The organism is Leptospira hartskeerlii (genome assembly GCF_002811475.1).
Lineage (GTDB): Bacteria > Spirochaetota > Leptospiria > Leptospirales > Leptospiraceae > Leptospira_B > Leptospira_B hartskeerlii.
On record NZ_NPDL01000004.1, the window covers coordinates 31,022 to 43,261 of the forward strand.

The 12,240-nt window shown below is 39.5% G+C and carries 12 protein-coding genes; 4 read left to right on the forward strand and 8 right to left on the reverse strand.

All coding sequences use genetic code 11. The features are described from left to right. Positions 1-1,503: a PLP-dependent transferase gene (locus CH352_RS07880; RefSeq protein ID WP_100704772.1), complete on the reverse strand. Its 1,503-nt coding sequence runs from the start codon at positions 1,501-1,503 to the stop codon at positions 1-3. 77 nt (positions 1,504-1,580) lie between these two features. Then, positions 1,581-2,645 (reverse strand): peptide chain release factor 1, encoded by a 1,065-nt coding sequence (gene prfA, locus CH352_RS07885; protein ID WP_100704773.1) that lies wholly within the window; start codon positions 2,643-2,645, stop codon positions 1,581-1,583. A gap of 40 nt (positions 2,646-2,685) precedes the next feature. Between prfA and CH352_RS07890 the strand changes: the two genes are divergently transcribed. After that, positions 2,686-3,309: a hypothetical protein gene (locus CH352_RS07890; RefSeq protein WP_100704774.1), complete on the forward strand. Its 624-nt coding sequence runs from the start codon at positions 2,686-2,688 to the stop codon at positions 3,307-3,309. A 23-nt stretch (positions 3,310-3,332) separates the two neighbouring features. Beyond that, the gene (locus CH352_RS07895) at positions 3,333-4,433 is read left to right on the forward strand and encodes a hypothetical protein (protein WP_100704775.1); all 1,101 of its coding nucleotides are present in this window, start codon (positions 3,333-3,335) and stop codon (positions 4,431-4,433) included. Between the two features lie 4 nt (positions 4,434-4,437). Here the strand turns inward: CH352_RS07895 and CH352_RS07900 are convergent, their stop codons facing one another. The 6 genes from CH352_RS07900 to CH352_RS07925 form a co-directional block, all read right to left on the reverse strand. Further along, positions 4,438-5,478 carry a hypothetical protein gene (locus tag CH352_RS07900; protein ID WP_100704776.1) on the reverse strand — a complete coding sequence of 347 codons (1,041 nt, stop codon included), beginning with the start codon at positions 5,476-5,478 and terminating at the stop codon, positions 4,438-4,440. Next, positions 5,475-5,942: an NUDIX hydrolase gene (locus tag CH352_RS07905; RefSeq protein ID WP_100704777.1), complete on the reverse strand. Its 468-nt coding sequence runs from the start codon at positions 5,940-5,942 to the stop codon at positions 5,475-5,477. Before CH352_RS07905 ends, CH352_RS07900 begins: the two co-directional genes overlap by 4 nt. Positions 5,943-5,993: 51 nt before the next feature. Next, entirely contained in the window at positions 5,994-7,517 is a 1,524-nt protein-coding gene (locus CH352_RS07910) for an MDR/zinc-dependent alcohol dehydrogenase-like family protein (RefSeq protein ID WP_100704778.1), read from the reverse strand. Next, on the reverse strand, positions 7,518-8,180 hold the full coding sequence (locus CH352_RS07915) for a rhomboid family intramembrane serine protease (RefSeq protein WP_100704779.1): 663 nt from the start codon (positions 8,178-8,180) through the stop codon (positions 7,518-7,520). Then, entirely contained in the window at positions 8,177-8,866 is a 690-nt protein-coding gene (locus CH352_RS07920; RefSeq protein ID WP_100705261.1) for a TetR/AcrR family transcriptional regulator, read from the reverse strand. The genes CH352_RS07915 and CH352_RS07920 overlap by 4 nt, the downstream gene beginning before the upstream one ends. 65 nt (positions 8,867-8,931) lie before the next feature. After that, positions 8,932-9,828 (reverse strand): fructosamine kinase family protein, encoded by an 897-nt coding sequence (locus CH352_RS07925; protein ID WP_100705262.1) that lies wholly within the window; start codon positions 9,826-9,828, stop codon positions 8,932-8,934. Between the two features lie 115 nt (positions 9,829-9,943). On the opposite strand from CH352_RS07925, the gene CH352_RS07930 reads away from it, so the two are divergent. Beyond that, positions 9,944-10,876 (forward strand): glycosyl hydrolase family 18 protein, encoded by a 933-nt coding sequence (locus tag CH352_RS07930; protein ID WP_100704780.1) that lies wholly within the window; start codon positions 9,944-9,946, stop codon positions 10,874-10,876. Positions 10,877-11,055: 179 nt separating this feature from the next. Beyond that, positions 11,056-12,171: a FecR family protein gene (locus tag CH352_RS07935; RefSeq protein WP_100704781.1), complete on the forward strand. Its 1,116-nt coding sequence runs from the start codon at positions 11,056-11,058 to the stop codon at positions 12,169-12,171. Positions 12,172-12,240: the final 69 nt, after the last annotated feature.

Genomic DNA, 12,240 nt, shown 5'->3' on the forward strand with positions numbered 1-12,240 from the left:
TTAATCTCCCAGAGCTTTTTTGTATTCAGCAATTAGAAGATCCGGATTTTCTCGGCCGATAGAAATTCGGATCAGGCTTGGATCCAATCCTACTTCTTTCAAAAATCCTTTTCCAGCTTCTGTGGATACTAACTCATAGTGAGCCAGATACATATATAACATGTTCAAGGTGAATTCAGTTCCGAAACTCGGGCCCTTTAATAATCTTAAAGAATTATAAAATGGTTCCAAAGGAACTCCAGGCTCGATCGTGATCACTCCACAATGTAGATCCTTATCTCTCGCAATCTTGGAAAAGTTTCCATGATTTTCTTCGGAGCCGCTCCAATAAACTGCTTTGATCTTAGGATGATTTGAGAAAAAGTTTGCTAGTATAGCTGCATTCCTTCCGATCTCTTTGACTCTTTCAGTATAACCTTCTAATTCGAAGGACATACGCTCACAATCTCTGATATAAGGAGTTTCTATAAATTCTAGACAGTCTTTTTTCAACTTCTCAAAGTATGTAGAAGATGGATTCAAAAATAAGGCACCCATCATCACATCTGCATTTCCGGATGCAAACTTGGTCAGACTTTCTACGATCACATCCGCGTAAGAAGAAAGGTCCACCACCGCAGAACCAGCCACTGAAATATCTGCCACCAAAGGAATTCCATATTTTTCCAAAAGTTTTTTGAGTTCAGGATAATCAGGAACTTGGATAAGAGGATTTGTAGGAGATTCTGTTAGAATTGCAGCAACCCTATGACCTTCTTTAGAAAGGAATTCTTCCAGTTCTTTCAGATCGACTACGTCGTGGAATATATGAGAACCTCTAGAATATTTTTCTAATATTCTAATATTATCTACGTAAAGCCATCCTAGTCTGAGCCAGATATCTTTTCCTTCTTCTGCGCGGATTCGATCTAATGCTCTGAAAGCAGCATAGACTGCATTCATTCCAGAAGTAGCCAGATACACTTGTAGATTTTTGCCCGGATATAGAGCGGATAATGCTCCTTCTACCGTTTCATAAGGTTTTTCTTTTCTGGATTCTTCTTTGTATATGGAATCTATAAGTCCTTTTTTGAATAGGTAATCTTCTGCTTTACGAGAAGATAATAAACATCCTGTATGTTGGATGAAGGACAATATTTTGGATTCATTCTCTTTATGAGATGGAATGGTTAGGGTGATGATCCCTTCGTCTTCTATAATTCTTGCGCCTTCTATCTGGAAAAAGGAAACGATATGATCGGCAGCTTTGCGGGAGTTTACGATAAACTGAGGACCATTTACTCCCTTGGTTTCTCTATTATAATCTAAAATTTTTTCTATATAAGCATGAGCTACAAAGCGGGGATACCCTGCTTTTAGTCTGGAAAGAGTTTCCGTTCTTTTCTCTTCATATCCGATTACGTCGGCGACTTCCGGAAGGCTCATGGAAACCGCATGTATATTTTCGAATGGTATTCTTTCCCCGCAAATCCTACGATGCGGTTCTTCTATCTCTAGTATCATACTTTGATTACCATCGCAAAATTTTAGGCAGAAACATCAACTTTATTCGGTTGGACGAACGGAAGTCTAAAACGGTTCTAATTTGCCTGTGAATTTGCGAGGCGTTTGACTCTGTCTTCTTCCGTTAAGGCGTTGATCAGGTCATCCAGATCTCCTTCCATTATAGCAGAAAGATTATGACTAGTAAATCCGATCCTATGATCCGTACATCTTCCTTGTGGAAAATTATAAGTTCGTATTCTCTCGGACCTATCGCCGGAGCCCACCATCTGTTTTTTAAGAGCGTCAGCTGCAGCTTTCTTTTCTTCCGCCTGCTTTTCTAAGATCCTAGCACTTAAGATCCTCATGGCTTTTGCTTTGTTCTTATGTTGGGACTTTTCATCTTGGCAAGCAACTGCGATCCCGGTTGGAATGTGAGTGATACGAACTGCAGAGTCTGTGGTGTTAACGTGCTGACCACCGGATCCGGAAGAACGATACACATCTACTCTCAGATCGTTTTCATTTATATTGATCTCTGATTCTTCTGCTTCCGGTAAAACTGCAACAGTCACGGCACTTGTATGGATCCTTCCTCCGGATTCGGTTGCAGGAATTCTTTGCACTCTATGAGTTCCCGCTTCGAATTTAAAAAGATCGTAAGCTTTATCGTTTTCCATCGCGAAGATAATCTCTTTTAATCCGCCTATCCCGGTGGGAGAAGAATCTATGATCTCATGACGGATGCCCTGCTTGTCCGCATACTTGGTGTACATTCTAAACAGATCGGAAACGAATAGTCCTGCTTCTTCCCCGCCGGTCCCTGCTCTTATCTCGAGTAGTATATTTTTGCCGGAATTAGGATCTGGAGGAAGAAGTAGGATTTCCAACTCCTTCTCCAAACTTTCTATCCTTTCTTCCGCTTCTTTGCGCTCTTCTTCGTACATGGAGCGCATATCCCCGTCTTTTTCGGTTTTTAAAAGTTCTTCGGCGTCTTTTTTGTTCTGAATTAATTTTTGATATTCGGTAATTTTATCGAATAAGGGCGTGAGTCGGGAACGTTCCTTATAAAGTCGTTTTAAATCATCCGGATTGGACGCGGTTGTGAGTTCGTCCGATATTTTGAGGTATTTTTGTTGTATTTTTTCTAGTCTGTCTAACATAGAAACCGTATCCCATTGCCTTGGTACCTTACTCCTCTACATGGAAAACTACAATTCGATTCTCTCCGCAGTTTCCGATCAGATACTGAATCTTTTATCCGGTCTGCATTCCTACCGTAGCCCCTATGCTAAGACCATAGGATCGCCAGATGAGCTCATCCAAGAACTGGCCCAAAAGTCTTCTCTCCAAACCGGAGCGGCAAGTGCAGCTCTTGCCCTTCCCCAAGGACGTTTGGGACTTGTTACATTGGCTCCCGAAATTATTTTAGTCTTAAGGCTCCAAGGTAAATTGGTAAAAGACATCGCCGCTTTATATGGAAAAGAGCAACAGGTGACTTCGGAACTTATGGCTTATTGTTTATTCAATGACAAGACCTCATTCTTCAGGAATGTTCTAAAAGATGCCGGCGCTCGGGTTTTGATCCGACCCATGGCTTGGAACCTTCTGCAAGAAGCGACCTATCAGATCGCAAAAAGTTTGGTCAAAGGAAAGAAGTTCTCAAAACCTAAAAATGGATTTTGGCTCCCGATTTTCGGATCCTTACTTTCCGGAGGATATTCCTTTTTGGAAACTCGTAACGTAGCTTCCAGAGCCCAGAAATTATTTTCCAAAGATATTATCAGCGTCCAATCGGACGAGCCTTGGGCTGAGGAAACTGCCTGAACTCAAAATCTAAGTTCTATCGAATGATCAGAATCTTATCTTTCTTATTACTATTTTTTCTTTCCTGGAATTGTAAAAGTAAACAGGAAAGTTTAATAGAAGAGATCCAAGAATTATTGGAAGAGCAGAATTACGAAAAAGCTTCCGGTATGTTAAAGGATTATCTTGTAAAACCCAAATCCGACGACGAAGTTCTTGCTTCTGAAAAACCGGAAACTCCTAGAATAGTCGAACTTTCTTATGACAGAAAAAGATTAATCTATTTAGAAGATAGCAAACTAATTTGGAGAGATGCAAGCGATGGATCCAATGGTTCCAAAAGTCTGGACGAGGTCCCAGCTTCTCTTGCTGTTTCCTTAAATGCAAACTTTGCTTTGGCTGAATATCCGATGACAAACGGTTGTCGCTTATTTGCTATTTCATTAAAAAATAATGATCTTCTATATGAATCAGGCGCACAGATCTCTTGTAGAAATAGAGGTGGGATCTCAGACGATGGTTCTAAAATTTACTACTTCGTAGACAACCAGCTCTATGAAGAAAAAACAGTAGAGCCTAGAACTCCTAAACTGATCGTCTCAAAAGAAAAGATCACTCCACCTTTTGCAGGACTCAAAGCCAGATTCTTTTTATATCCGATTGGAAAAGATTTTTTACTCTTCTCCGGAAACGCAGGCTCTTACTATTTATACTATTTCCAACCTGAAAAAAAATCAGTAGAAAGAATAGACCAAGAAGTGATTAGTCCATTGATCTATTATGGTACCGGAGATTCCGCATATTATTTAGGCGGCTCCATAGGTAGACTTCATTTAAGAAGGTTACAATTCGGAAAAGGTAAACCTTCCAGCAGTAAACTATTTACGATCAGCAGAAAAGAGATCAATCCTTGGAAACTACCGGGCAAAAACGAATTCGTTTCTAATTATTCAGGCAAAGTACATCTTTGGGGGCCTTCTCGCAAAAGCCAGGTTCTACCATTGCTTTGTGAAAGGATCTGGCTTGTGGATCAAAACAAGGTTCTATGCGAGAATGAAAAAGGTGGATTATATCTTACCAATTTGGATTTTCCGGAAGAAGATTGGAGAATCCTTAAATTGTACGAAGAAGCCAGAGACAAATAATTCTTTAGAAAAAGATATTAATGATCAGGCTTCCCTTTTGACTTTCAATAGGTTCTGGTGAACCATAACGTGTCTTTGCAAAACTTTTCGCCGGAAATTCTTGGCTCCAAACGTTACCGGAAAACTGAACTTGTCCGCTGGATTCAAAAGAAGAATTTTTGATCCATTCTCTGAACTTACCTTCGTCTTCTTGAGAACCTAATCCGATCAATTTACTTGCATAAGTTTTCTTAACGATTTCTTCCATTTGAGAAGATTTTAGATCTTCTGTGAATAAGATCCCCAATCTGCCTGAAGGTAAATTTGCCACCCATACTTCCGGAAGGATTTCTTTTTCGGAACCTGCAACCTGTGTGCCTTCTGATTTTTGAGAAGAAGTCCTGAGCAAAGAACCTTCTACAAATTTTCCGGAAGGATCTAATATATACGCTCTTTCTTGCCATTCACCTGGTTTGATAGAAAGTTTTCCTTCTTTCACTTCAGGAGAGGGTAAACAAATCGATCCTGCTAAAATAGAAACTCCGTATATCTTTGCAAGATCTCCGAAAATCCTTTCGTATCTTTCTTTAGAATCTTGAGCGATCTCGAAAGACACAGCTTCTCCATCAAATATATGGGAGAAGTTTTTAATGGAGATCCTTTGAAAGAATAGAGCCCAGTTCCAGGCAGAGTCAATATTCTCCGAATCCAAAAGTTCCTTTCTGGAATTCATTAAGAAAAAGTAATTTCCTATCTCAGGAGGAAATGCAACGACCGTTGCATTTTGGAGCCAGCCTTTTTCTTTTGCAAGAGCAAGAGGTTCTTCTAACCAGGCTCTGAATCTATCTTCTCTAGTAAAATATTCAGGTTTGAATTCCAACTGAACGATAAGTAAATTTCCGGACCTTCTATCCCAACCTAATGAAACGGATTTGATTTCTTTTTTAGAGATCCTTTTTTGGAATTCTTCTTCGCTTAAAGGAACTCCAGAAAGGAGCCATCCAATACATGCAAAGATGGGAACCAGGAACAAAGATACGATTGCATTTCGTACGAATGGGCTCATACCAACCAACCTTTAGCGTCCAATTTACCGTCCGGAATAAGAGGAACGTACTCTTTTTGGTACAATTGCAGAGCATCTAACATGTATTCGAAAAATAAAGGTTTAGGATCGTAAGTGGCTGCATCCACCCAAGCAATATAATCATGCTCGTCGGAAAGTGCGATCTCTCCTGATACAAATTCCCCATGATAAGCTACAATGACACATGGATGATTTCCATCACTAACTCTATGTTTATGGATTAGGATTGGTCTAGGATGGATCTTGATCTCGCAAGCTTCTCCCATTTCTTCCTTTAACTCTCTGGATAGACTTTCCAGCCAGTCTCCGTAAAATTCGTCTTCGTTCATCCTTCCGCCAGGAAGGTCCCCGAATCCGGATTTGCGGTCTCTAAGAATGAGAAGTTCTTTTCCTTTTCTCAAAAAAACCTTTTGTGTAATTTGAAAAAAACCGTGTTTGCTCAAAGTTTTTGTTCCTTCCGCAGCGACCCATAGAACGAGTCAGTAAATACTCGCTCAGGAAGCTTTATGCCTGACAACCACTTTTATATTCTCCGGTTTTCTTGCGTCTGTATACGCTTCCGGGATAGATCTGGAATCAAATTCTTTACTGATCAAGTTTTCAGAAACTGATTTTAAAAATCCAGGTTCGGATAGTAGAAGTTCACGAGTATGAGCAAAGTCCCCACATCTACTCGTGCTCAAAATGCCACCGCCTACAATCCAATCTAAAAACAAATTGGATTCTTGTTCGGCTGACTTAGGGATCAGAATAAAACCTCTTGGTCGAACCAATGATTTTTCTTCCTTAACATCTGGGCGAATCACTAAGTCCAGTTCGGAAGAAGAATCCACAATTGCAAAATCGAATCTAGGAAGAGTTCCTCCGAATTCTTTAGATCCTAAAAATCTAGTTCCTTCTTCGATTGAACCTGTAAAGATCCGGATTTTATCTTTCTTTTCTAGATCTTCTAATAATTCCCTTTCTTCTTTGTTTAAGGAAACAGAAGAAGAAACGAAAACCCAAGCAGGAGAAGTCACTTCAATTCCCCAAACCAGATCTAGAAAATCAGATCTGAGGTTTGTAACAGAAATCTCATCTACTACTAACTCGGTTAAATGTGCAATTCCAAGAGATGCCTGACCATTTGTAGTCTTTCTATGAATTTCTTTTTGGGTAAGATAAATGCTAGTTCCTAATCCTGAAACAGAACCTGTAGTATCGAATACTAAATCGAAAGAATGTTTGTAATCTAACCAAGACGCGGCTGTTGGAGTTCCTACATTCTTTTGAAACAAAAGGCCTTCACCAACTTTCTCTTCTCCAAGATCCGAAAAATATAAAACCTGGTCTGCACCCATTCTTAAGGATAGATCCGCTAAATTTTGATGCCGGATGAAAGAAACAATTTCGTAGTTCAGATTGTTTCTCTTTCTGTATAGATCCAAGGCTGCGATCACGAGAGAGCCCAAACGTCTAGGGCCGAGAACTGCGATCCTTTTAAGATTTGCTCCGGCACGGCCAAGAGAAACTTCTACACCATGTAAAGAAGCAGCAAATGGTTCTAATAGAACAGCTTCCATATCTTCTAGTTGTTTAGTCTCCACCAAGTTTCCTTTGGGTGCGAGAATATACGGTCCGAATCCTCCAGGCAAACGATCAATTCCCAAGACCATCCTAGTCGGGCTATGTGTTGGAATTCCAACCTTACAAAAAGGATCCGCTTCTTCTCCCTTAGAAACTACTGTATCATTAATTTCTAACACGTATTTTTTGCCGGTGAGATAATCGGATGCAACCACTTCATGCCCTATTATCTGCGGAAGTGCAAAAGGTAAAAACCTCCGATCTAAATCAGTAGAACAGATCCCGCAAAGCTCCGTTTTGAGAAGTCTATAACCTTTTCCCAGCTCTAAATAAGGAGAAGAATTTCGTAATATTTGCCAGCCAGATTCTTCCGAGCCTTTCATTTCATAGACTGAATTAGAGAAAGAATCGTTAGAGTTGTATTCGTAAGCAGTAAAACGAACTTCTATCAATTATCTTGCCCCGACAAAAAATCCCAATATCAAGAGCAAGACCACGAATACTAAATTTAATGCAAATCCTGTATGTAGCTCTCGTTTGATCTTATTATTCAAAAAATATGCAGTGAATACCACAGAAATAAATCCGCCTAAGTGAGCCCAATGTGCCACCTGATCTCTGGAAAATAAATTGGTAATATCGGAATATACCATAAGCCAGGCCACTGCGAAAACAGGAAAAGGGTAACTTCTCTTTCTGACTCGAATGGAAAAAGGAGAAAGTAATGCGGCAACCGCGGATAAACCGGACACTGCGCCGGAAGCTCCGATAGCAGGCTGACTTTCTCCTAAGATCATTCCTCTTACAAAAGAATCCAACCCTCCGGAGACAAGTGCTCCCATAAAAAAGAAGAGCAGCCATTTTGCTTGGCCCACTTTATATTCTACGATCCTTCCTAAAAAAAATAGAAAGATCATATTCCAAAACAAGTGAGTGAAGTCCGCATGTAAGAAGACCATTCCGATCCATTTCCAAGGATAGAATTCTCCAGGACGACTAATGAAGAATGTATTTATAATTTCTTCCGGAACAAATATCGTAAGAAAGATTTGAGAAATACTGATTAACGCCACGAAAAAAGCAGTTAGAGGAAATTCGAATACAAAGGCCTTCATTTAGATCCTCTTTGAATATAATAATTCATATAAGCTTTAAGCATTGTTTTCAGTTCTTGTAAGATCCCATCCGCAAGCGCACTATCTTGTCTCTCTCTGAGCCAACGACTTAGAACGGAATCTGATACTTCTACCATGATCCTGGACATGACCATCATTTCCTCTTTTTTCTTCATCCAAGGAATGACCCCAAAAAATAACTCCGCGATAAAATTTGCGATGGCCCTGTTATTTTCTCTATCTATACTCACAAGCTCAGGATCTAAGTTTTTATTCGACCACATAGGTATAAACCCAGGCTCGGATTTATAAAGTTGTGCAAATGCATCTATGAGTTTATCTACCAGATTTTCCCAATCTGTTTTGCCAGGATGAGTCTCCAGAAAATTCAAGATCATTGAATTCACTCTTTCCAAATGTCGTTGCCCAACAGCTTTTAAGATAGCATGTTTGTTTGGAAAATATTGATATAAGGAACCGATCGGTATCTCGGCTCTTTGAGCGATCAAATTTGTAGTGAGTCCTTCTGTTCCAACCTCGTCCAAAAGATCAGCTACTATATCCAAGATATACTGAACCCTCTCTATAGCTCTTTTTTGAGAAGGTGATTTTCTCAAATTTAACTTAGAGTTTTTCTCTTTTTGTTTAAAGGAGGTTTGCGTTTTCTTTTTCGCGATTTTGGGCAAAGACATTCCCCGGATCTAAGTGGATTCTTACTATAGAACAGAAAACTTGGATTCTATCAAGAAAACTATTTCACGCCATAATAGCGAAGAATGTGCCGAAGGCTAGTCAAGTAGGAAGCACCGAAAAGATTGATATGCACAAGGATTGGATAGAGCTGCCAAAATTGGATCCTATCTTTCAAATTGCCCGGATCATCCAAACCTACTGTAGCCAAGATGTCCTGCATCTCTTCCAGATTTAAGGGACTTCCGAATAATTGCAACATCGCAAGGTCTTGTTCCGGATGAGAATAAGCAACAGATGGATCAATTAAATACGCAAATCCGTTCTTACCTTGTAAAACATTTCCGGACCAAAGATCTCCATGTACCATTCTAGGTTTTACATGATCCAATCCCCAATCTTCTGAAAACTTATCAAAGATACCGCGGATCACTAAAGAATCTTTATCTGTCAGAAGTTTTCGAGCTTGTGCAAGTTCTATCTGAGGTCTTAATCTTCTTTCCCAATAAAACTCTCTGAATGTGGAGAACCAACCGTTGGCTTGGTTAAGAGTCCCTATAAAGTTATCTCTTTTCCAACCCCAGGAACTGAATTCGTTTTTGTATAAATTTTTTAAACTAGCTATCAAATCTTCTCTGAATCCGGCTGAAGAGCCTGTTTGCACAAATTCCATAGCGAGAAGGGAAACTTTTCCTAAATGAACTGTTCCTAGATATTCAGGAACTCGGACCCCAAGTCTGCAAAGTTGTTCCAGACCTTCTGCCTCAGTTTCAGCCATTTCTTTCTTAGGAATGATCTTAATTGCAAGCTGAGAACCGTCAGGCAACCTTGCCTTATATAGCTCGAATAGGCTGGTAGAATGATGGGTGATCTCCGCCTTTTTGGAGGAGGATAAAATACCAAGACGATCTAATCCGTCTCGGATCAAGTCACCCATTCCTGTATTCGTGATTGCCATCATTCGCATCCTACCTAATTCTTCGACCCTGGCTGTGTATTTAAAATCGGAGATCAAACCTTCAGGATTGAAGAAAAATCAAGGATCGGTTTCCTTAATATTACAGGACGGATAAATGAAGATCTTTTCAAGGCTCAGATCCGTATTTACCTGCGTCATTTGTGTTTCCCTATGTCCCTTATCGGCTCAAGAGAACGTTTGGAAGTATACTATAAGCCAGGATCTAAGCTCCAAGCCCTTGGCTTATTGGGAGAAAGTATTCAAACCCGGGACCAGCATTTGTTTTACAGGGACATATATCGGAGCTAATGGAGAAATTTCCGGGACCTCGGTACCTTCTGCCCTTCAAACAATTGGAAAGAAGAATGAGATCCGATGGTTTCCACTCATTACTTTTAAGTCGCAAGCTTCAGGGAAGAAGGTCCTAACTTCTCCAGAACTCAGAAATACGCTTATTCGAAATTTAGAACTCTATTTGGATAATCATTCTTTCTATTCAGGAATTCATTTGGATTTTGAAGGTTTAGGTCCGGAATATTCTATTCATTATAAAGAGCTCTTGTTGGAACTCCAACCAGTCCTAAAGAAGAAAGGTAAACTTCTTACATTGGCGGTTTTTCCAACAGAAGGATTCGATCCTAAACTTTCCGGTTTTCATTCTGCAGTTTATAAAGAGAATCTTGCGGATGAGATCGTGCTAATGGCTTACGATTTGCATTCTCCTAAAACTTCGCCTGGGTCAGTCACCGAAATTCGTTGGGCAAAACGAAATACAGAACATCTTCTTAAAACATATAAACCAGAGCAGATTTGGTTAGGACTTCCTTTATTCGGTTATTATTGGAAGAAGGACCTAAAACGACCTAAGCTCCTAACTCAAAGTTCCGATAAGAATTTTGCAATTCAATATGGAAAAGAAAAAGAAGGGATTTATTTAATCCATACGGAAAAAGGAGAAGGTAGCCTGATCCTGGATCTAAAACTCTGGGAAGAATATGCAAAAAATATAAAGTTAAAGGGTCTAGCATTTTGGAGGCTAGGGTTTTAATACATGATCCGATACTCCAAGCGTTTATCCCAAGAGGAATAAAATACCTTTCCTTTTAGAATTTCTAAAATTTCTGCAAAAATATAAATCTCAGTTTGTTAATTATAATTGGAAATATATTTTATCCGTTCTAAATCTAAATAGATCGGAACTATTTTATTTCAAGGCGGAATAAACAAATGAATCGAAAACTCTTTCTTCTGTTCCTAATTGTAACATTCATCGGATCTTCAAACTTCTGTTCCAAAATTTTTAGCCCTAAATCCAAGCCAGGTTTAGTGGTCATATTCTTAACCGGAAAAGTAGAAGTAGAAAGAAACGGAAAGCTTATCCCTCTTTCTTTAGGAAGTGTCTTACAAAAAGACGACACCATCAAAACAAACAGTGGAAGTTTAGACTTACAAACTGGACTGGGCCATGTAATCCGTTTAAAACCTTATACAAATCTAAGCATTGATTCTCTTCACGGAGATCATTCGGAAGAAACTTCCCTTGCAGTGAAAACGGGACTACTTCTGGTAAAAACAAATAAGTTGAGCCGAAAGGAACAGTTCAAAATTTCCACACCAACTGCAATCGCAGGTGTTCGAGGAACTGCATTCTCCTTCGAAGTAGTACAAGGCACACTTCCGAAGATTAAGGTTTATGAGGGAATGGTTGCCATGACCTTAAAGGCTCCAGTCAGCCAGGAAATCCTCGCAGATAAAATTGCAGAAAATCCAAACTATCAAAAGTTCCAGAAGTTGTTGGAAGAAAACGAGATTGTGATCTCTGAAGAAGAAGAGGCGGAAGTTAAACCTGAATTCGACCAACTCGCACAAACAATCTTGAATCGAATGGATGATGCGGCAATCGCTCAGAGTATCGAAAGTTTTAGAAGCGATTTAATGCGCTCCGTTCAAAAAGGAAAATTCGAAAGAGATCCTAGAGAAAGTGCGGATCTGGAAACCTTAGTAAAAGTAGATGAGGATTTGATCTCCGGCAGTTTAAACAATAAGTCCTTAACGAAAGAAATAGAAAAGGACCAGGGTGAAAAACTGAATATCGCTTTGGACAAAGTGGAATCGGATGCTAGTTCTCGAAAACTAGACTCCGAAGAAGAGATCAAAAAATATTACAGCGTTTTAGAATCCATTCATAAATTGGACAAAACAATTCTATATGGAGCAGTAGTGACTCAAGTAGGAAATACCATGTTGGTACATTCTACCAAAGGTATCTTCCGTTTGAATGTTTCCGAAGTAGAATATATCCAATACAAAAACTTTGACGTGGTCACTAAAAAGAAAAAGTAAACAGCTTAAGGTCCGTTTGTATTCGTTGCAAATGGGCCAAGTATTCATTTTTTCCTTTCCATTCTGCTT